Source organism: Rhizobacter sp. P2_D12 (assembly GCF_056404395.1).
Map to the genome: position 1 here is coordinate 84049 of NZ_JBFUEB010000003.1, position 20420 is coordinate 104468.

A 20420-nucleotide genomic window follows, 5' to 3' on the forward strand; every position below is an offset into this window, starting at 1 on the left:
CGCCCAGGCGCAGCAATTGACGACGCTTCACAGTAACTCCAATCGATTGAAACCAGAACTCGGCGCAACGCGCCCGAGCCCGTCAAGCGGACGCGCGCAGCGCCTGCGGGGGTGGGGCACCCTCTAGCGGCGGACTTTGCCGTCTTCCGTCAGCATGGAGACGTCGACGAAGCTCGACGCCACGTGGTCCTTGGCACCGAAGTGCACGTTGAAACCGCCGAAGTTCGCGTTCTGGATCGACTCCAGCCCGGCAATCAGCGCCTCGCGGCTCGGGCCGCGTCCGGCGCGCTTCAGGCCTTCGGCGAAGACCTTGGCGGCCAGGTAGCCTTCCATGCTCGAGTAGTTGGGCGTTGCGTCGCCACCGGCCTTGGCCACCGCGTCGAGGTACTCGCGCGAGATCGGCGTGGTGGTCGAGAACGGGAACGGCATCACCTGGCTGATCATCACGCCGCGGCCTTCCTTGCCCAGCTCGTCGGCCAGCGCCTGCGTGCCGACGAAGGACACGTTGTAGAAGGTGCCGCCGTAGCCGGCCTTGCGCGCCTCGCGGATGAACGCGGCGCACGACTTGTACGCGCTGACCATCACCACCGCATCCGGCAGCTTGGCCACGATGTCCTTCACGGCCTGCGACACCGCGACGGTGTTGCGCTCCACCGTGCCCAGGGCCACCGGCGCCAGGTTCAGCGGCTTCAGCGCGCGCGTCACGCCTTCCAGGCCGGCCTTGCCGTAGGCATCGTTCTGGTAGAACACCGCGACCTTGTTCAGGCCCAGCGAGGTCAGGTTCTTCACGATCAGCGCCGTCTCGTCGTAGTACGAGGCGCGCACGTGGAACACCGACTTGCTGAACGGATCGCGCAGCGCCTCGGCGCCGGTGAACGGGCCGAAGAACGGCGTCTTGTTCTCGTTCACGGCCGGCAGCGCGGCCAGGCAGGTCGGCGTGCCGACGTAGCCGAACAGCGCGAACACCTCTTCCTTGATGAAGCGATCGGTGTTGGCCTTGCAGCGGTCCGGCTCGTAGCCGTCGTCCAGCGTCTTCAGCTCGATCGTGTGGCCGTTGACGCCGCCGGAGGCATTCAGCGCATCGAAGAAGATGCGCGCGCCGCGGTTCATCTGGATGCCCAGCTGGGCCGCCGGGCCGGTGAAGGCAGCCGACTGCCCGAGCACGAGGCGGCGGTCGCTTTGCGCCAGCGCCGGGAAGGCCAGGACGGCGCTGCCGGCGGCCACGCTCTTCATAAGGTCACGACGATTCATTGGGGGTACTTCCCTTGACAAAGCTGTTTCAATTCGTTACGCCTCTGCAGGACGTTTGCAGGCGCGTAAGGATAAACGTGCATATCGGTTCAAAACATGCGTGGCATGACCGAGTGGACGCCTACACACCGAAGCCTGTGCAATAGTGCCGCGATGAGTTCACGAACTGTTGCGGCTGCGTGCCCGCATGACTGCCCGGACACCTGCGCGATGCGGGTCACGGTCGAAGACGGCAAGGCGATTCGCGTCCAGGGCGATCCGGATCACCCGACCACGCACGGTGCTTTGTGTACAAAGGTATCCCGATACACCGAACGCACCTATAGCCCCGACCGGATACTTCACCCGCTGAAGCGGGTCGGGCCCAAGGGCAGCGGGCAGTTCGAGCGTGTCGGGTGGGACGAGGCGCTGTCCGACATCGCCGCCCGCCTGGGCGAGATCGCGTCGCGCGCGCCCGAGGCCATCCTGCCGTACAGCTACGCCGGCACGATGGGGCTGCTGCAGGGCGAGAGCATGGACCGGCGCTTCTTCCACAAGCTGGGTGCTTCGCTGCTCGACCGTACCATCTGCGCCTCGGCCGGCGCCGAAGCCTTGACCGCGACTTACGGCGGCAAGGTCGGCATGCACGTCGAGCACTTCACCGAAAGCCGGCTGATCCTCATCTGGGGCAGCAACTCGATCGCGTCGAACCTGCATTTCTGGACCTTCGCGCAGGCGGCCAAGCGCAATGGCGCGAAGCTCGTCTGCATCGACCCGCGCAAGACCGAGACGGCCGACAAGTGCCACCAGCACATCGCGCTGCTGCCCGGCACCGACGGCGCGCTGGCGCTGGGGATGATGCGCGAGCTGGTCGTCAACGACTGGCTGGACCACGACTACATCGAGCGCCACACCGAAGGCTGGCCGGCGCTGCGCGAGCGTGCGCTGGCCTGGACGCCCGAGCGCACCGCCGAGACCTGCGGCATCCGTGCCGACGAGGTGCGCGGCCTGGCGCGCGACTACGCCACCACGAAGCCGGCCGCGATCCGGCTCAACTACGGCATGCAGCGCGTGCGCGGCGGCGGCAACGCGGTGCGGCTGATCGCGATCCTGCCGTGCCTGGTGGGCGCGTGGCGGCACCGCGCCGGCGGGCTGCTGCTGTCGTCGTCGGGCTGGTTCCGCGCCGACAAGGCCGCGCTGCAGCAGCCGCAGCTGCTGGCCGGGCGCCGGCCGCGCACCATCAACATGAGCACCATCGGCGACGACCTGCTGCGCGAGAGTTCGCCGGCGTTCGGGCCGCGCATCGAGGCGGTGGTGGTCTACAACAGCAACCCGGTGGCGGTGGCGCCCGAATCGCCGAAGGTGGTGAAGGGCTTCGAGCGCGAGGATCTCTTCACCGTGGTGCTCGAGCACTTCATGACCGACACCGCCGACCATGCCGACTACGTGCTGCCGGCCACCACGCAGCTGGAGCACCTGGACGTGCACACCAGCTACGGCCACACCTACGTGCTGATCAACGAGGCGGCGATCGCGCCGGTGGGCGATGCCAAGCCGAACACGCAGATCTTCCGCGAGCTGGCAGCGCGCATGGGCTTCGACGAGCCGTGCTTCCACGACAGCGACGAGGCGATCGCGCGCCAGGCGTTTGGCACGGGGCTGGATTTCGACCGGCTGCGCGAGCAGCACTGGGTCAAGCTGCCGCTGCCGGACGCACCGTTCGCCAACGGCGGCTTCCCGAGCGCGAGCGGGCGCTGCACGATCGACGCGCCGGGCTTCGGCGTGCCGGACCATGTGCCGAACTACGAGTCGGCGCTGTCGACGCCCGAGCTGGCGCAGCGCTTCCCGCTGGCGATGATCTCGCCGCCGGCGCGCAACTTCCTGAACTCGACCTTCGTCAACGTGCAGAGCCTGCGCAGCATCGAGGGCGAACCGGTGCTGGAGATCCATGCCGACGACGCGCAGCGGCGCGGCATCGAAGGCGGCGAGCTGGTGCGCGTGTTCAACGAGCGTGGCGAGTACTGGTGCAAGGCGGTGGTCAGCAAGCGCGCCCGGCCCGGCGTCGTCAACGGCCTGGGCATCTGGTGGCGCAAGCTGGGCGCGCGCGGCAGCAACGTCAACGAGCTGACGCACCAGCGGCTCACCGACCTGGGAAGGGCCCCGAGCTTCTACGACTGCCTGGTGGAAGTGGAGAAATAGTCCCCGCAGTCGCTGCGCGCTCCTGCCCCCAAGGGGCGCCGCCTGGCGGCCCGGCAAAGCCGGTTCCGCGGGCGTGGCTCGATGGACACGGGCATGCCTCACGTTTTCCCGCGCAATGTTCGGCGGTGTCGCGCCCGGGACAGTCTCTGCGCGGCCGCGCAGCGAGAGTGACGGCTTTTCGCATGGAGTTGCAGCGATGAAGCGTCGGTTGTTCTTGCGTTCGTGTGTCGGCAGCGTGACGGCCAGCGGTGCCGGGTGGGTCTCCCTGGCGCGGGCCGCCGACGAGGGCCTGAGCGGCAGCCACGTGACGCTCGGGAGTTCGGCCGCGCTCACCGGCATCCTGGCCGGTGCCGGCCTCGACCAGAACACCGGCATCTCGGCGGCGTTCGCGGCCATCAACAAGGCGGGCGGCATCCACGGCCGCGAGCTGCGGCTGGTGATGAAGGACGACGGCTACGTGCCGGCGCGCACGGTCGAGAACGTCAAGCAGATGATCGAGGGCAACACCGCCTTCGCGCTGATGTCGTGCATCGGCACGCCGAACAACGCGGCCATCATCCCGGCCATCGAACAGGCCGGCATCCCGTACGTCGGCCCGATCACCGGCGCGTCGTCGCTGCGCCAGCCGGGGCAGCGCAACGTCTTCCACGTGCGCGCGAGCTACACCGACGAGGTCACGCGCGTCACGCAGCAGCTGGTCGCGATGGGGCTGAAGGACATCGCGGTGGTCTACCTCGACAACGCGTTCGGCAAGGAGGTCGCGAAGGACGCGGCCGCTGCGCTGCAGGCCGCGGGGCTGCAGGCGGTGGCGACCGTGCCGGTGGCGGTGGACGGCAAGAACGCCGCGCAGGTGGTGGACCAGGTGTTGGCGGCCAAGCCGAGCGTCGTGTTCTTCGGCACCACCGGCACCACCAGCACCGCGCTGATGCTGCAGCTGCGCACGCGCATGGCGGGGCTGCCGCTGGTCGGGCTGTCGGTGTCGGTGATCTCGTCGGAGCTGTCGAAGCTGGGCGCGGTGTCGCAGGGCATCGCGCTGTCGCAGGTGTTCCCGGACGCGCTGTCGCCGAAGCTCGAATCGGTGCGCGGCTACCAGGCTGCGATGCGGGCCATCGGCCGCGAGGACTACGGCAACACCAGCTTCGAGGGCTATGTGAACGCGATGGTGGTGGCCGAGGGCCTGCGCCGTGCCGGCCGCGAGCTGACGCGCGACAAGCTGCGCCAGGCGCTGGCGGGGCTGAAGCAGCTGAACCTGGGCGAGCTGTCGCTCGGCTTCGGCGGGGCGGCACCGTACGTGGCCTCGCGCTACGTCGGCCTGGCGGTGCTCGGGGCCAATGGGCGGCGTGTGAGCTGAGGCCCGGGGGCTCGCCTAGACTCGCGTGATGCGAGTCAAAGTGGCGAGACGATGGTGGATCGGATTGGGCGTGGTCGCACTGCTGGGCTCGCTCAGCGGCTGCGGCTCGGTGCGCTACCTCGCGCAATCGGTCGGCGGCCACCTGAGCCTGCTGAACCAGGCCAAGCCGGTCGGCGACTGGGTGGCCGACCCGGCGACGCCCCAGCCGGTGCGCGAGCGGCTGCTCTTGAGCCAGCGCATGCGCGACTACGCGGTCAGCGAGCTGAAGCTGCCCGACAACGCCAGCTACCGCCGCTATGCCGACCTGCACCGCAACGCCGCGGTGTGGAACGTGGTGGCGGCGCCCGAGCTGAGCCTGGCGCTGAAGACCTGGTGCTACCCGGTGACCGGCTGCGTCGGCTACCGCGGCTACTTCGACCAGGCGGATGCCAATGCGCAGGGCGATGAGCTGCGCGGCGAGGGGCTGGAGGTCAGCGTCTACGCGGTGCCGGCGTACTCGACGCTGGGCAAGCTGCCGGGCGGCTTCTTCAGCGACCCGTTGCTGAACACCTTCATCCGCTGGCCGGAAGGCGAGCTGGCGCGGCTGATCTTCCATGAGCTGGCGCACCAGGTGGCCTACGCGAAGGACGACACGATGTTCAACGAATCGTTCGCGACCGCGGTGGAGCGCATCGGCGGCACGCGCTGGCTGGCCGAGAAGTCGACGCCGCAGGCGCGCGACGAGTACGAGCGCTACGACAAGCGGCGCCAGGAGTTCCGCGCGCTGACGATGCAGGCGCGCAGCGACCTCGATGCGGTGTTCCACAGCGCGGCGAGCGATGCCGACAAGCGTGCCGCGAAGGCCGAACGCATGGCGAAGCTGCGTGCCGACTACGCCGCCTTGAAGGCCGGGGCGTGGCAGGGCTATGCCGGCTACGACGGCTGGTTCGACCGTGCCAACAATGCGTCGCTGGGGGTGCTGGCGGCCTACAACGAGCTGGTGCCGCAGTTCGAGCGCCTGTTCGAGCGCGAGGGCCGCGACTTCGACCGCTTCTATGCCGAGGTGAAGCGCATCGCCGCCTTGCCGCGCGACGAGCGGCGCGCGACACTCAAATCCGCCGAGACGACGGCGATCCAATAAGACCCGAGGAGACCGACATGCCCGACATCCGCATCCACCGCGACCACGACCTGGGCCTGGCCCGCGCACGCGAGATCGCGTGGGAGTGGGCCGAGGAGGTCGAGAAGAAGTTCGAGATGGAATGCACCGTGATCGAGGGCGAGACCAGCGACACGGTGGAGTTCAAGCGCTCGGGCGTCAGCGGCGAGCTGATCGTCGCGGCCGATCACTTCGACCTGCAGGCGAAGCTGGGCTTCCTGATGGGCGCTTTCGCCGGGACGATCCAGGGCGAGATCGAGAAGAACCTGGATGCGTTGCTGGCGAAGGGCAAGCCGGCGGCGAAGAAGGCGGCCGGGAAGAAGAGCAAAGGCTGAGCCGTAGCCCGGATGCCAATCCGGGATTCCCTCGACGGCCAATCCCCGGATTGGCATCCGGGCTACGGCCTTGTTGAACGCGCGGGCCGAGCGCCGGGCCGCCCCAAGCCTGTCCGGAGTTTGTCGAAGGGCCGGCCCGCATCCCCTCGGGCGAGGGGTTGTCATTCACTCATTCCTTCAGCGACTCGATCAGGTCCACGTACTCCTGCATCGCCTCGTCGCTCGACTTGCCCTTGACGGCATCCCACGCATCCCACTTGGCGCGGCCGACCATGTCGGTGAAGCCGGGGCGCTTGCCGTCGACGTCGCCGCTGCTCGCCTGCTTGTACAGCGCGTAGATCTTCAGCAGCGTCATGTTGTCGGGCTTCTCGGGCAGGTTCTTCGAATCGGCCACGGCGGCTTCGAACAGGGCTTTGAGGTCGGCCATCGGTTGTCTCCTGGAGGCTTGGGTGAAAGTCGGCATTGACGCCGCGAATGTTACCCATCATCGTCGCCTCCCAGAACAACACCCGTGGAGGCTTTCCCGATGCCCGCTGCCCCTCGCCAGGCCGCACAGCGCATGTCGCGCGTCGACACCGCCTGGCTGCGCATGGACAACGACGTCAACCTGATGATGATCGTCGGCGTCTGGCTGCTGCAGCCGGGCATCACCCACGCTGCGCTGTGCCAGCGCGTCGAAGACAAGCTGCTCAAGTACCACCGCTTCCGCCAGAAGGTGGTGGAGGACGCGATGGGCGCGAGCTGGGTCGACGACGACGCCTTCGACCTGCGGCAGCAGGTGCTGCACGAGCCGCTGCACCGCAAACGCGGGCAAAGCCCGCGCCAGGCGCTGCAGGAGCGCGTCGCCGAGCTGAGCTCGACGCCGCTCGACCGCGGCCGCCCGCTGTGGCAGTTCCACCTGATCGACGACTACGACGGCGGCAGCGCGCTGATCGCCCGCGTGCACCACTGCATCGCCGACGGCATCGCGCTGATCTCGGTGATGCTGTCGATCACCGACGGCGGGGCCGATCCTCCGCCTCGCAAACCGCGCGGCAAGGCCGAAGACGACGACGGCGATGCCGACTGGCTGTCCGACGCGGTCGTCAAGCCGCTGACCGACCTGACCGTCAAGGCCATCGGCATGTACGGCGGCGGCGTCGCCAAGTCGATGGAGATGCTGGCCCACCCGCAGCAGCCGCTGCTGGGCTCGCTCGACATGGCGCGCACCGGCTACCAGGTGCTCAGCGACGTCGCCGCGCTGGCGCTGATGCCCGACGACTCGCCGACCTCGCTGAAGGGCACGCCGATCGGTCGCAAGCACGTCGCCTGGGGCGAGCCGATCGCGCTCGACCAGGTCAAGGCCATCGGCAAGGCACTCAACTGCTCGGTCAACGACGTGCTGCTCGCCTGCGTGGCCGGTGCGATCGGCGGCTACCTGCGCGGGCGCGGCGAAGACCCGGCCGGCCAGGAGATCCGCGCGATGGTGCCGGTGAACCTGCGCCCGCTCGAGCAGGCCCACCAGCTCGGCAACCGCTTCGGCCTGGTGCCGCTGGTGCTGCCGATCGGCATCGAGAACCCGATCGAGCGCGTCTACGCGGTGCGCGCGCGCATGAACGAGCTGAAAGGCAGCTACCAGCCGCTGCTGGCCTTCGCGGTGCTGTCGGTGGCGGGGTTGCTGATCAAGCCGGTGCAGGACGCGCTGCTGAACATGTTCGCGAAGAAGGCCACCGCGGTGATGACCAACGTGCCGGGGCCGGCGGTGCCGCTGAAGTTCTGCGGTTCGACGCTGCGCCAGACCATGTTCTGGGTGCCGCAGTCCGGCCACATCGGGGTCGGCGTCAGCATCCTCAGCTACGGTGGCGGCGTGCAGTTCGGGCTCGTCACCGACGACGCGCTGTGCCGGGAGCCGCAGGCCATCGTCGACCGGTTCGAGCCGGAGTTCGAGAAGATGCTGATGGTCACGTTGATGCTGCCCTGGGAGTGATTTGGATGCGGAGCGTCCCGGATCGGCATCCGGGCTGCGGGTGGCTGCGTATTGGAGGTCATCCGTAGCCGAGGAGCGTCCGCATGCCTGCCTCTTCCTCCACCGCCCGCGTCGTCAACTGGGTCGAGCAGGGCCTGGTGCCCGACCGCGTCGTGCGGCTGGGCATCCGCCGGCTGCTGAAGGAGCGGCTGCACGAGATCCGCGCCGATGACGCCGAGGCCGCCGCCGCGCTGACGGCCGGCTTCATCGCCCACATGCGCAGCGCGCCGCTGGCCCTGGTGCCGGACAAGGCCAACGAGCAGCACTACGAAGTGCCGGCCGACTTCTTTGCCGGCGTGCTGGGCACCCACCGCAAGTACAGCAGCTGCTGGTGGGGCGACCCGACCATCACGACACTGGACGAGGCGGAGGCCGCCGCGCTGGACATCACCTGCGAGCGCGCCGGCCTGGCCGACGGCCAGGACGTGCTGGAACTCGGCTGCGGCTGGGGCTCGCTGTCGCTGTGGATGGCCGAGCGCTTCCCACGCAGCCGCATCGTCGCGGTGTCCAACTCGCACTCGCAGCGCGCCCACATCGAAGCGCAGGCGCTGCGGCGCGGCCTGTCGAACCTGCGCGTGGTCACGCAGGACATCAACGACCTGCAGCTCGACGAGCGCTTCGACCGCGTCGTGTCGGTCGAGATGTTCGAACACCTGCGCAACTGGCCCGAGGCCTTCCGCCGCGTCGCCGGCTGGCTGCGGCCGGGCGGGCGCTTCTTCATGCACGTGTTCGCGCACCGCAGCACGCCCTACGCCTTCGTCGCGCGCGATGCCAGCGACTGGATGAGCGAGCACTTCTTCGCAGGCGGCATGATGCCGAGCGACGAGCTGGCGCTGCATTTCCAGGACGACCTGCGCCTGCTGCAGCGCTGGCGCTGGGACGGCACCCACTACCAGCGCACCGCCGAGGCCTGGCTGCAGAACATGGACGCGCGGCGCGCCACGCTGCTGCCGGTGTTCGAGGGCTGCTACGGCGTCGACCAGGCGGCACTGTGGTGGACGCGCTGGCGGCTGTTCTTCATGTCCTGCGCCGAGCTGTTCGGCTTCGACGCCGGCCAGCAGTGGTGGGTCAGCCACGGCCTGTTCGAGCGGCGCGGCTGATGGCCGGCGCCGCTGCCTGGGGCCTGGCCGCCAGCGCGCTGCTGGCCTTCGTCGCGTGGCTCGGCAGCCTGGCCCGGCACGATGCGAGCCTGGTCGACCGCTTCTGGGCCGGCCTGGTCGGTGCCGCGGCACTCGGCTTCGCGTGCGCGCTGCCGGCCGGCGGCCCGCGCGCGCCGTGGATGGGGATGCTGGTGGCGGCGTGGGCGCTGCGGCTCACCGTCTACATCACGCGGCGCAACTGGGGCCATGGCGAAGACCGCCGCTACCAGGCGATCCGCGCGCGCAACCAGCCGAACTTCGGCCTCAAGAGCCTGGTCCTGGTGTTCGGGCTGCAGGCGCTGGTCGCCTGGATCGTCGCGATGCCGTTGCTGGCCGGTTTCGCCGGCGGGCAGCCGCTCGGCCCGCTCGACCTGGCCGGCGTACTGCTCGCCGCCTCCGGCATCGCGTTCGAGGCGGCGGCCGATGCGCAGATGGCGCACTTCAAGGCCGACCCGGCCCAGGCCGGCCAGGTGATGGACCGCGGCCTGTGGCGCTGGTCGCGCCATCCCAACTACTTCGGCGAGGCCTGCACCTGGTGGGGGTTGTGGTTGATGGCCGCCGCGGCGGGCGGCGGCTGGACGGTCTTCTCGCCGGCGCTGATGACGCTGCTGCTGCTGAAGGTGTCCGGCGTCGTGCTGCTCGAGAAGGACATCGCCGAGCGCCGCCCCGCCTACCGCGACTACATCGCGCGCACCAGCCGCTTCGTCCCGTGGCCGCCGAAGCGGCGCCGCGGCGACGGCTTCAGCGCGTGAAGCGGCCGTTGGGCCCGATGATCGACAGATCGGCGAAGTCGAGGCCGGTGTGGTCGTTCGGGCTGTAGCTCATCTCCATGCCGCCGAGGTCGTACTTGTTCAGGCCGTTCAGCGCCGCCACCAGCCGTTCGCGCGTCGGGTTCGGGCCGGCGCGCCGCAGCCCCTCGACCAGCACCTTGGCCGCCGCGAAGCCTTCCATCATCGCCGGCGTCACGTCCAGCTTCTTCGCGCGGGCCAGGTCCTGCGCCTCGCGGACCAGCCCGGTCGCGATCGAACGCTCGGACGGGAACACCTGCGACACGATGGTGCCGCGGCCGTTCGCGCCCATCTGCTTGATGAAGCCGCCCGAGGCGTTGTTCGACAGCGTCACGATCTGCGCGTTCGAGCCGGCCTGGCGCAGGGCCTGCGTGCCCTCGGCCACCGCGGTGGCCGAACCGATGAACATGACGGCCTGCGGATTCGCTGCCGCGACCTTGCGCGACAGCGCGCCGAAATCGGGCTTGCTGCGGTCGAATGCCGCCAGCAGCGCCGGCTGCCGGCCGATGGCCTGGAAGCCGCTCATCGCGCCGATCAGCGCATCGGCACCGAAGCTGTCGTCGACGTGCAGCACCGCGATGCGCTCGACGCTGACCAGGCTCAGGTGCCGGATCGCGCGCTCGGCCTCGCGCTGGTAGGTGGCGCGCACGTTGAAGATGTAGGGGTGGACCGGCTTGTGCAGCGCCATCGCACCGGTCGACGGGGCCACCATCGGCACCCGGAACTCGTTGAGCAGCGGCGCGACGGCCTGTGCATGCGGCGTGCCGCGGCCGAGGAACAGCGCCAGCACGTTCTTGTCGACGATCAGCCGGCGCGCGTTCGCGGCGGCGACCGTCGGCTCGAAGCGGTCATCGGTGGAGATCAGCTCGACCAGCTGGCCGTGGATGCCGCCCTGGGCGTTGACCCAGTCGAAGTAGAGGCGTGCGCCATCGGTGTTCTCCTTCACGCCGGCCGCGGCCGGGCCGCTGAAGCCCGAGGTCTGCCCGATCAGGAGTTGTGCCGAGGCCGGCAGCGCCGGGAGGAGGGTGAGGGCCAGGCAGGCCACCAGGGCCCGCGTGCCGACGTACTGCTTCATCGCGTGTCTCCGCTCTGTCCGAGAACTCATGGCACCGCGCGGAAGTGCGCGGCGAAAGCCATGGTTTCACGGGCGAAGTGCGCGTGCCTGCGTGAAGTACGTCTGTCTGGAGGCCCGCTGCCGCGGGCGTGACGGGATGCTCAGCGGCGGAACTTGCCGTCCGCGCCAATGATGGAGAGATCTGCAAAATCAAGCCCGCTGTGGTCGGTCGAGCTGAAGCTGACCTCCATGCCGCCGATGTCGTACTTGTGCAGTCCGTTCAGCGAGGCCAGCAGCTTCTCGCGCGTCGGGTTCGGGCCGGCGCGGCGCAGCGCCTCGACCAGCACCTTGGCACCGGCATAGCCTTCCATCATCGCGGGCGACACCGCGTCCAGGCCCTTGCCCTTGGCCAGCTCGACCGCTTCCTTGACGATCGGCGATGCGATCGAGCGCTCGTACGGGAACACCTGCGTGACGATGGTGCCGCGCGCGTACTCGCCCATCTGCGTGATGAAGCCGCCGGCGGCGTTGTTCGACAGTGTGACGATCTGCGCGCTGGAGCCCGCCGTGCGCAGCGCCTTCACGCCGTCGGCCACCACCGCGCCTGCCGCGATGAACAGCACCGCCTGCGTGTTGGCCTTGGCCAGCGCCGGTGCGATGGTGCTGAAGTCGGGCTTGCTGCGGTCGAACTTCTCGACCGCCGACGGCTGCTTGCCGACCGCGGTGAAGCCGGCCATCGCACCCACCACGGCATCGGCGCCGAAGCTGTCGTCCACGTGCAGGACCGCGATGCGCTCGATGCCGATCAGGCTCAGGTGGCGGATGGCGCGCTCGGCTTCGCGCTGGTAGGTGGCGCGCACGTTGAAGATGAAGGGGTTGACCGGCTTGTGCAGCGCCATCGCGCCGGTCGACGGCGCCACCAGCGGCACGCGGAACTCGGCCAGCACCGGCGCGATCGCCTGCGTGTGCGGCGTGCCGCGCACCAGGAACAGCGCGACGATGTTCTTCTCGGTGATCAGCTTGCGCGCGTTCTCGGCCGCCAGCTTGGGTTCGAACTTGTCGTCCAGCGACACCAGCTCGAGGCTCTGGCCGTTGATGCCGCCGCGGGCATTGACCGAATCGAAGTACAGCTTGGCACCGTCGGTGGTCTCCTTGACGCCGGCGGCCACCGGGCCGCTGAAGCCGGCCGTCTGGCCGATCACGATCTGGGCCGCGGCACTCGCGACCAGGCTGGACAGGGCCAGCACGCAAAGAAGCTGCTTCATGGGGGTCTCCAACGCTTGTTTTGGGATTCGCCTGACGGGCGCGATGGTTCCACAAGCCGGTGTCGCGTGCCTGCGTCAAGAGACCACAGTGCCCATTCAATCGGGAAGATCGCGAACTAGTTCGCGGACGGCTCGTCTTCCTCGTCGTCGTCGAGCTGCAGGTCATCGGGACGCCATTGGTCCAGCACCGTGCGCAAGGTATCGAACTGCATCGGCTTGGTCAGGTGCTCGTCCATGCCGGCGTCGAGGCTGGACTGCCGGTCGGAGGCGAGCGCATGCGCCGTCAGCGCGACGATCGGGAACGGCCGCAGCCGGCCCTCGGCCTGCAGCGCGCGCAGCCGGCGCGTCGTCTCGACGCCGTCCATGCCGGGCATCTGGATGTCCATCAGCACCAGGTCGGGCGCCTCGCGCAGGCAGTGCGCCAGCGCCTCTTCGCCGCTGTTGGCGACGCTGACCTTCATGCCCAGCACCATCAGCATCTCGCGCGCGATCAGCTGGTTCAGCGCGTTGTCCTCGACCACCAGCACGTGCATGCCCGGGTGCATCGGCATGGCCGCCGGCGCCGCGGCCGGCACCGGGCGGGGTGCGGCGCTGGCCAGCGTGCGCAGGTCGGCCGGCGTCAGCGGCATCAGCAGCACCGCCATGTCGCACTGCGCAGCGCGCGCGAGCAGCGGCTGCACCTGGAAATCCGGGCGCAGCAGCAGCGTCACGCGGGTGCCGGCCGGCAGCGCGCGGCGCAGCGCGTCGAGGTCGCTGTGCGCGTCGAGCGCGTCCTCGATCAGCACCACGCTGTCGAGGCGGCGTCCGGGCTGCAGCGCGCGCTGCGCGGCGGATTGCGTGGCGGCTTCGAGGTCGGGCAGCAGCTCGGTGGTCCAGCCCAGCCGCTCGAGGCGGCGCTGCAGCCAGCGCGCCAGCGTCGCGCTGCGGCACACCACGCCGGCGTGGCCGGGCTGCAGCGGCGGCAAGGGCTCTTGCTCGGCCGGTGCGAGTTGCAGCCTGGCGGTGAACACCGAGCCCTGGCCCGGCACGCTGGTGACGCTGACGCGCCCGCCCATCAGCATCGCCAGCTTGCGCGCGATCGACAGCCCGAGGCCGGCGCCGCCGTGCTGGCGCCGCGTGCTGTTGTCGCCCTGCTCGAAGGGCTCGAAGACGCGCGAGCGCGTCGCCTCGTCCATGCCGGCGCCGCTGTCCTGCACCTGGATGCGCAACACGCTCGGGCCGGTGGCTTGCGGCAGCACCTGCGTGACCAGCGCGACGTGGCCGCGCGCGGTGAACTTGACGGCGTTCGCCAGCAGCTGCGTGACGATCTGGCGCACGCGCGCCGGGTCGCCCTGGAAACGCGTGTGCTCCCCGAGGTAGTCGAACATCATCGCGAGCTGGCGTTCGCGCACCTGCGGCATGAAGCCGCGGAAGGTCTCGGCCAGCAGCTGGGCCAGGTCGAAGGTCTCGAGCCGCAGCGTCAGCTCGCCGGCCTCGGCGCGCGCATAGTCGATCACGTCGTCCAGCAGGCGCAGCAGCGCCTGGCCGGATTGCTGCGCCAGCTCGAGGTAGCCGCGCTGTTCGTTCTGCACCGCCAGGCGCTGCGCCAGCTCGGTCATGCCGAGCACCGCGTTCAGCGGCGTGCGCAGCTCGTGGCTCATGTGGGCGAGGAAGGTGGCACGCGCCGGGTCGGCGTCCGTCTCGCGCAGGCTGCCGCACAGCCAGCCGGCCTCGCTGCGCAGCCGCAGCTGGAACCAGCGCACGCCGTCGTCGCGGGCGCGCAGCCGCAGCCGGGCCTCGACGCTGCCCGCCGAGCGCGTTGCGGCACGCACCATCGCGTCGTAGCGCGGCAGGTCGGCCGGCTGGACGCGGCTGCGGATGGCGGACGCCTCGTCGCGCAGGTCGTCGCCCAGCAGCTCGCGGCAGCGCGCCGAATGCCAGGCGCGCGTGCCGGTGAGTTCGTGCTCCCACACGCCCTCGGCGACGACCGACCACAGCCGGGCCTGGCGGCCGGCGCTCGTGTCGTCTGGCGAGGAGGGGGGTACTGCAGGGGCATTCATGGCGCAGGGCACGCGAGAAGCGTCGCGCATGGTAGCCGCAGCCCCTGCCGGGAGCAATCGTCCCTTGCTGACAGATGCTGACCAATGGCCCGCGAACATGCTCACCCATTCGCGCTCCCTAGAATCTTCCGCTTCGCCTTTCGAAAGCCCTCCCCATGTCCGGTGTCATCCGCATCCGCGGCGCACGTCAGCACAACCTGAAGAACCTGGATCTCGACATCCGCACCGGCGAGATGACGGTGGTGACCGGGCCCTCGGGCTCGGGCAAGTCCAGCCTGGTGTTCGACACGCTGTATGCCGAGGGGCAGCGGCGCTACGTCGAGACCTTCAGCGCCTACGCGCGGCAGTTCCTCGACCGCATGGACCGCCCGGCGGTCGACCGCGTCGACGGCGTGCCGCCGGCGATCGCGATCGACCAGACCAACCCGGTGCGCACCTCGCGCTCGACGGTGGGCACGATGACCGAGCTGAACGACCACCTGAAGCTCTTGTACGCGCGGGCGGCCGAGCTGTTCGACAAGCAGACGGCGCAGGCGGTGCGGCATGACTCGCCGGAGACGATCTACGCCGAATTGATGAGCCGGACGGTTCAGGGCGATCCGCGGCTGGTGGTGACCTTCCCGGTCGAGCTGCCGGCCCAGACCACGCCCGAGGAGATCGAGCAGTGGCTGGCCGCTGCCGGCTTCACGCGCGTGCAGGCCGAGCGCGAGGTGGCGACGCCCACCGGGCCGCGCAAGGTGCTGGACGTGGTGGCCGACCGCTTCCGGCTGCAGGGCACGGAGAAGGTGCGCGCGGTCGAGGCGATCGAGACGGCGCTCAAGCGCGGCAGCGGGCGGGTGAATGTCTACGTGCTGGCGGAAGAGGGCGAGCCGCAGCTGTGGCGTTTCTCCACCGGCCTGCACTGCCCCGACAGCGACCTGCGCTACAGCGAGCCGCAGCCGGCGCTGTTCTCGTTCAACTCCGCGATGGGCGCCTGCGAGACCTGCCGCGGCTTCGGCCGCGTGATCGGCGTCGACTGGGGCCTGGTGATCCCGGACCACCGCAAGACGCTGCGTTCCGGCGCGATCAAGACCATCCAGACCCCGGCCTGGAAGGATTCGCAGGACGACCTGCTGAAGTACGCCGCCGAGGCCGGCATCCCGCGCGATGCCGCGTGGTCGCAGCTGAGCGAGGCGCAGCGCGACTGGGTCCTCAACGGGTCGCCGCACTGGAACGGCAACTGGAACAAGCAGTGGTACGGCATCAAGCGCTTCTTCGAGTACCTGGAGAGCAAGTCGTACAAGATGCACATCCGCGTGCTGCTGTCGAAGTACCGCAGCTACACGCCCTGCACCACCTGCGGCGGTGCGCGCCTGAAGACCGAGGCCCTGCTGTGGCGCCTGGGCAGCCGGCCCGATGCCGATGCGGTGCTGCCGTCCGGCAAGCGCTTCCTGCCGCAGGGCACCGCGTGGACGCGCGCCCGGCTCGAGGCGCTGCCCGGCCTGACGGTGCATGACCTGATGCTGATGCCGATCGAGCGCATCCGCCGCTTCTTCGACGGCCTGACGCTGCCGAGCACCATGCTCGACGACGCGCTGAAGCTGCTGCTGGACGAGATCCGCACCCGGCTGAAGTACCTGTGCGACGTGGGCCTGGGCTACCTGACGCTGGACCGCCAGAGCCGCACGCTGAGCGGCGGCGAGGTGCAGCGCATCAACCTGACGACGGCGCTCGGCACCTCGCTGGTGAACACGATGTTCGTGCTCGACGAGCCCAGCATCGGCCTGCACCCGCGCGACATGAACCGCATCGTCGAGGCCATGCACCGGCTGCGCGACGCCGGTAACACGCTGGTCGTCGTCGAGCACGACCCGGCCGTGATGCTGGCCGCCGACCGCCTGATCGACATGGGCCCGGGCCCGGGCGAACGCGGCGGCAACATCGTGTTCGACGGCACGCCCGAAGAGATCCGCCGCGCCGACACGCTGACCGGCGCCTACCTGGGCGCGCGCAAGCAGGTCGGCATGGGCGGCCTGAAGCGGCTGGTGACCGAGGCCACGCCGAAGCTGATCGTCGAAGGTGCGCGCGACCACAACCTGAAGAACCTGACGGTCGAGTTCCCGCTGCAGCACCTGGTGTGCGTGACCGGCGTCTCCGGCTCGGGCAAGAGCACGCTGATGCAGGACGTGCTGTTCCCGGCGCTGGCGCGCCACTTCGGCAAGGCCACCGAGACCCCCGGCGAGCACGACCGCCTGCTCGGCGCCGACTGGCTGACCGACGCGGTGTTCGTCGACCAGTCGCCGATCGGCAAGACCGCGCGTTCCAACCCCGCCAGCTACGTGGGCGCGTTCGACGAGATCCGCAAGCTGTTCGCGCAGTCGCCGCTGGCCGGGCAGCGCGGCTACAGCGCCAGCATGTTCAGCTTCAACGCCGGCGACGGCCGCTGCCCGACCTGCGGCGGCTCGGGCTTCGAGCACGTGGAGATGCAGTTCCTGTCGGACGTGTACCTGCGCTGCCCGGATTGCGATGGGCGCCGCTACCGCGCCGAGATCCTGGACGTGAAGATCGAGCGCCGACTGCCGGGCGAGGTTGCGCGCGAGCTGAGCGTGGCCGACGTGCTGGAGCTCACCGTCAGCGAGGCGGTGCAGATGTTCGCGCAGGACCGCGAGGTGCTGCGCGTGCTGCAGCCCATCGTCGACGTGGGCTTGGAGTACGTGAAGCTGGGCCAGCCGGTGCCGACGCTGTCGGGCGGCGAGGCGCAGCGCCTGAAGCTGGCCGGCTTCCTGGCCGAGGCGGCGCAGACCACCAGCGCGAGCCGCCAGCCGCTGGCGAAGAAGGGCACGCTGTTCATGTTCGACGAGCCGACCACCGGCCTGCACTTCGACGACATCGCGAAGCTGATGCGGGCCTTCCGCAAGCTGCTCGACGCCGGCCATTCGCTGGTGGTGATCGAGCACAACCTGGACGTGATCCGCGCCGCCGACTGGCTGATCGACCTCGGCCCCGAAGGCGGCGAGGCCGGCGGCCTGGTGGTGTGCACCGGCACGCCGGAGGACGTGAAGCTGCACCCGACCTCGCACACCGGCCGCGCGCTGGCCGAGTACGACGTCTCGATGCGGCTGGGCGAGCACAAGGTGGAAGAGGGCGTGCCGCTGCAGTACGTCGTCAAGCGCCTGCGCGACGAGAAGCGCGACGAATCGATCCGCATCGTCAACGCGCGCGAGCACAACCTGAAGTCGCTGGACGTCAGCATCCCGCGCGGCAAGTTCAGCGTGGTCACCGGCGTGTCGGGCTCGGGCAAGAGCACGCTGGCGTTCGACATCCTGTTCAACGAGGGCCAGCGGCGCTACCTCGAATCGCTGAACGCCTATGCCCGCAGCATCGTGCAGCCGGCCGGGCGGCCCGAGGTCGATGCGGTGTACGGCATCCCGCCGACGGTGGCGATCGAGCAGCGGCTGAGCCGCGGCGGGCGCAAGAGCACGGTGGCGACGACCACCGAGGTCTGGCACTTCCTGCGCCTGCTGTACGTGAAGCTGGGCATCCAGCACTGCGTCAACGACGGCGCGCCGGTGCGCCCGCAAAGCGTCGAGAGCATCGCCGCGCAGCTGCTGCGCGACCACAAGGGCGAGCACGTCGGGCTGCTGGCGCCGCTGGTGGTCAACCGCAAGGGCGTCTACACGGATCTCGCCAAGTGGGCCAAGGCGCGCGGCCACACCCACCTGCGCGTCGACGGCGACTTCCTGAGCGTCGACCCATGGCCGCGCCTGGACCGCTTCAAGGAGCACACCGTCGAGCTGCCGGTGGGCGACCTGGTGATCGGCCCCGACAACGAGGCCGAGCTGCGCGCGCTGCTGGCCCAGGCGCTGGAGCTGGGCAAGGGCGTGATGCACCTGCTGACGCCGCTGAAGGGCCTGCGCGGCGCGATGCTGGCCGGCACGCCGACGCGCAAGGTCGGCGAGGTGAAGGTGTTCTCGACCAAGCGCGCCTGCCCGGTCTGCGCCACCAGCTACCCCGAGCTGGACCCGCGCATGTTCAGCTACAACAGCAAGCACGGCTGGTGCACCACCTGCGTCGGCACTGGCCTCGCGCTGACGCGCGAGCAGCGCAAGGCCTACGACGATTCGGTGCGCGACGACGACAACAAGGGCCGCGAGCAGAGCTTCCCGTCGGAGGAGATGGAGGTCGAGGGCGTGATCGACGAGCCGTGCCCGACCTGCAGCGGCACGCGGCTGAACCCGGTGTCGCGCGGCGTCACGTTCGACGGGCATTCGATCGCCTGGATCGCGCAGTGGTCGGTGGCGGACGCGCGCAAGTGGGTGCAGGCGCTGAAGCTGGCAGGGCGCGATGCCGAGATCGCGCGCGACGTCGTCAGCGAGATCGCGAGCCGGCTCGAGTTCCTGGAGGAAGTCGGCCTCGGCTACCTGACGCTGGACCGGGCCGCGCCGACGCTGTCGGGCGGCGAGGCGCAGCGCATCCGGCTGGCGGCGCAGCTGGGCAGCAACCTGCAGGGCGTGTGCTACGTGCTGGACGAGCCCACCATCGGCCTGCACCCGCGCGACAACCAGATCCTGCTCGATGCGCTGCACAAGCTGGGCGACAAGGGCAACACGCTGGTGGTGGTGGAGCACGACGAGGACACGATCCGCCGCGCCGACCACATCATCGACATCGGGCCCGGCGCGGGCAAGCGCGGCGGCCGGCTGGTGGCCGAGGGCACGGCCGCCGACCTGGCGAAGAACGGCGAGTCGGTGACCGGCCGCTTCCTCGCGAAGCCGCTGCTGCACCCGCTGAAGGCGCGGCGCGAGGTGGATGCCTTCCTGGCGTCGGTGGCGCAGCACTCGGCCAAGGAGGGCGAGACCAACCGGCTGCTGACGATCCACGGCGCGTCGCTGCACAACCTGCAGCAGGTGACGGTGGACCTGCCGCTGAAGCGGCTGGTGGCCGTCACCGGCGTTAGCGGATCCGGCAAGTCGACGCTGGCGCGCGACGTGCTGCTGGCCAACCTGCAGTTCATCAACCTGCGCGGCGGCAAGCCGAACTGGCAGGGCTGCGACAAGATCGACGGCTGGGGCTTCATCGACCGCGTGCTCGAGGTCGACCAGACGCCGATCGGCAAGACGCCGCGTTCATGCCCGGCCACCTACATCGGCTTCTGGGACACCATCCGCAAGCTGTTCGCCGACACGCTGGAATCGCGTGCGCGCGGCTACCAGCCGGCGCGCTTCAGCTTCAACACCGGCGACGGCCGCTGCCCGGCCTGCGAGGGGCAGGGCATGCGCACCATCGAGATGAGCTTCCTGCCGGACGTGAAGGTGCCGTGCGACGTGTGCCATGGCCAGCGCTTCAATGCCGAGACGCTGGCGGTGAGCTGGCGCGGCAAGAGCATCGGCGACGTGCTGCAGATGGAGATCGACGAGGCGGTGGAGTTCTTCGCGTCGATGCCGAACATCGCGCACCCGCTGCAGCTGATGAAGGACGTGGGCCTGGGCTACCTGACGCTGGGCCAGCCGTCGCCGACGCTGTCGGGCGGCGAGGCGCAGCGCATCAAGCTCGTCACCGAGCTGACCAAGGTGCGCGACGACGTGACGCGGCGCGGCAACAAGGCGCCGCACACGCTGTACGTGCTGGACGAGCCGACGGTGGGGCTGCACATGGCCGACGTCGAGCGGCTGATCCGCGTGCTGCACCGGCTGGTCGACGGCGGCCACAGCGTGGTGGTGATCGAGCACGACCTGGATGTCATCGCCGAGGCCGACTGGGTCATCGACATGGGGCCGGAAGGGGGCGTTCGCGGCGGCACGGTGGTGGTGAACGGCGTGCCGGAGCTGCTGGTCAAGACGCGGGCCAGCCACACGGGGGCGGCGTTGAAGCCGGTGCTTTCGCGAGTTTGATGCACTG

At 69.8% G+C, this 20420-nt stretch carries 13 protein-coding genes; 8 read left to right on the plus strand and 5 right to left on the minus strand.

Annotated features, from left to right (window positions below):
- Positions 1-123: 123 nt before the first annotated feature.
- On the minus strand, positions 124-1251 hold the full coding sequence (locus tag AC1DYN_RS01810) for an ABC transporter substrate-binding protein (protein ID WP_477957378.1): 1128 nt from the start codon (positions 1249-1251) through the stop codon (positions 124-126).
- A gap of 210 nt (positions 1252-1461) precedes the next feature.
- On the opposite strand from AC1DYN_RS01810, the gene AC1DYN_RS01815 reads away from it, so the two are divergent.
- The 4 genes from AC1DYN_RS01815 to AC1DYN_RS01830 all read left to right on the plus strand — a co-directional run bounded on the left by AC1DYN_RS01815 (position 1462) and on the right by AC1DYN_RS01830 (position 6253).
- On the plus strand, positions 1462-3429 hold the full coding sequence (locus AC1DYN_RS01815; protein WP_477957379.1) for a molybdopterin-containing oxidoreductase family protein: 1968 nt from the start codon (positions 1462-1464) through the stop codon (positions 3427-3429).
- A gap of 196 nt (positions 3430-3625) precedes the next feature.
- A complete protein-coding gene (locus AC1DYN_RS01820) occupies positions 3626-4780 on the plus strand; it encodes an ABC transporter substrate-binding protein (RefSeq protein WP_477957380.1) in 1155 nt (384 codons plus the stop codon).
- Between the two features lie 28 nt (positions 4781-4808).
- Positions 4809-5900, plus strand: a complete 1092-nt coding sequence (locus AC1DYN_RS01825) for an aminopeptidase (RefSeq protein WP_477957381.1) — start codon at positions 4809-4811, stop codon at positions 5898-5900.
- Between the two features lie 17 nt (positions 5901-5917).
- Positions 5918-6253, plus strand: coding sequence for a polyhydroxyalkanoic acid system family protein (locus AC1DYN_RS01830; protein ID WP_477957382.1), 336 nt, complete (start codon positions 5918-5920; stop codon positions 6251-6253).
- A gap of 169 nt (positions 6254-6422) precedes the next feature.
- Here AC1DYN_RS01830 and AC1DYN_RS01835 read toward each other — a convergent pair whose 3' ends face one another.
- Positions 6423-6680: an acyl-CoA-binding protein gene (locus tag AC1DYN_RS01835; protein ID WP_477957383.1), complete on the minus strand. Its 258-nt coding sequence runs from the start codon at positions 6678-6680 to the stop codon at positions 6423-6425.
- 99 nt (positions 6681-6779) lie between these two features.
- Between AC1DYN_RS01835 and AC1DYN_RS01840 the strand changes: the two genes are divergently transcribed.
- The 3 genes from AC1DYN_RS01840 to AC1DYN_RS01850 all read left to right on the plus strand — a co-directional run bounded on the left by AC1DYN_RS01840 (position 6780) and on the right by AC1DYN_RS01850 (position 10149).
- On the plus strand, positions 6780-8219 hold the full coding sequence (locus tag AC1DYN_RS01840; RefSeq protein ID WP_477957384.1) for a wax ester/triacylglycerol synthase family O-acyltransferase: 1440 nt from the start codon (positions 6780-6782) through the stop codon (positions 8217-8219).
- A gap of 83 nt (positions 8220-8302) precedes the next feature.
- The gene (locus AC1DYN_RS01845) at positions 8303-9358 is read left to right on the plus strand and encodes an SAM-dependent methyltransferase (protein ID WP_477957385.1); all 1056 of its coding nucleotides are present in this window, start codon (positions 8303-8305) and stop codon (positions 9356-9358) included.
- A complete protein-coding gene (locus AC1DYN_RS01850) occupies positions 9358-10149 on the plus strand; it encodes a DUF1295 domain-containing protein (protein WP_477957386.1) in 792 nt (263 codons plus the stop codon). The genes AC1DYN_RS01845 and AC1DYN_RS01850 overlap by 1 nt, the downstream gene beginning before the upstream one ends.
- Here the strand turns inward: AC1DYN_RS01850 and AC1DYN_RS01855 are convergent.
- From AC1DYN_RS01855 to AC1DYN_RS01865, 3 genes are all read right to left on the minus strand, one after another.
- Entirely contained in the window at positions 10139-11260 is a 1122-nt protein-coding gene (locus tag AC1DYN_RS01855; protein WP_477957387.1) for an ABC transporter substrate-binding protein, read from the minus strand. The genes AC1DYN_RS01850 and AC1DYN_RS01855 overlap by 11 nt on opposite strands.
- A 140-nt stretch (positions 11261-11400) precedes the next feature.
- Entirely contained in the window at positions 11401-12504 is a 1104-nt protein-coding gene (locus AC1DYN_RS01860; RefSeq protein ID WP_477957388.1) for an ABC transporter substrate-binding protein, read from the minus strand.
- A 116-nt stretch (positions 12505-12620) separates the two neighbouring features.
- Positions 12621-14543, minus strand: coding sequence for an ATP-binding protein (locus AC1DYN_RS01865; protein WP_477957389.1), 1923 nt, complete (start codon positions 14541-14543; stop codon positions 12621-12623).
- Positions 14544-14698: 155 nt separating this feature from the next.
- Here AC1DYN_RS01865 and uvrA point away from each other — a divergent pair, with 155 nt between their 5' ends.
- The gene (gene uvrA / locus AC1DYN_RS01870; protein WP_477957390.1) at positions 14699-20413 is read left to right on the plus strand and encodes an excinuclease ABC subunit UvrA; all 5715 of its coding nucleotides are present in this window, start codon (positions 14699-14701) and stop codon (positions 20411-20413) included.
- Positions 20414-20420 lie beyond the last annotated feature (7 nt).

Bases quoted from the DNA above. Each gene is read 5' to 3' on its own strand.
- AC1DYN_RS01850 (WP_477957386.1), top strand. From the start codon at position 9,358: ATGGCCGGCGCCGCTGCCTGGGGCCTGGCCGCCAGCGCGCTGCTGGCC.
- AC1DYN_RS01820 (WP_477957380.1), top strand. From the start codon at position 3,626: ATGAAGCGTCGGTTGTTCTTGCGTTCGTGTGTCGGCAGCGTGACGGCC.
- AC1DYN_RS01840 (WP_477957384.1), top strand. From the start codon at position 6,780: ATGCCCGCTGCCCCTCGCCAGGCCGCACAGCGCATGTCGCGCGTCGAC.
- AC1DYN_RS01825 (WP_477957381.1), top strand. From the start codon at position 4,809: ATGCGAGTCAAAGTGGCGAGACGATGGTGGATCGGATTGGGCGTGGTC.
- uvrA (WP_477957390.1), top strand. From the start codon at position 14,699: ATGTCCGGTGTCATCCGCATCCGCGGCGCACGTCAGCACAACCTGAAG.
- AC1DYN_RS01815 (WP_477957379.1), top strand. From the start codon at position 1,462: ATGCGGGTCACGGTCGAAGACGGCAAGGCGATTCGCGTCCAGGGCGAT.
- AC1DYN_RS01865 (WP_477957389.1), bottom strand. From the start codon at position 14,543: ATGAATGCCCCTGCAGTACCCCCCTCCTCGCCAGACGACACGAGCGCC.
- AC1DYN_RS01830 (WP_477957382.1), top strand. From the start codon at position 5,918: ATGCCCGACATCCGCATCCACCGCGACCACGACCTGGGCCTGGCCCGC.
- AC1DYN_RS01860 (WP_477957388.1), bottom strand. From the start codon at position 12,504: ATGAAGCAGCTTCTTTGCGTGCTGGCCCTGTCCAGCCTGGTCGCGAGT.
- AC1DYN_RS01845 (WP_477957385.1), top strand. From the start codon at position 8,303: ATGCCTGCCTCTTCCTCCACCGCCCGCGTCGTCAACTGGGTCGAGCAG.
- AC1DYN_RS01810 (WP_477957378.1), bottom strand. From the start codon at position 1,251: ATGAATCGTCGTGACCTTATGAAGAGCGTGGCCGCCGGCAGCGCCGTC.
- AC1DYN_RS01855 (WP_477957387.1), bottom strand. From the start codon at position 11,260: ATGAAGCAGTACGTCGGCACGCGGGCCCTGGTGGCCTGCCTGGCCCTC.
- AC1DYN_RS01835 (WP_477957383.1), bottom strand. From the start codon at position 6,680: ATGGCCGACCTCAAAGCCCTGTTCGAAGCCGCCGTGGCCGATTCGAAG.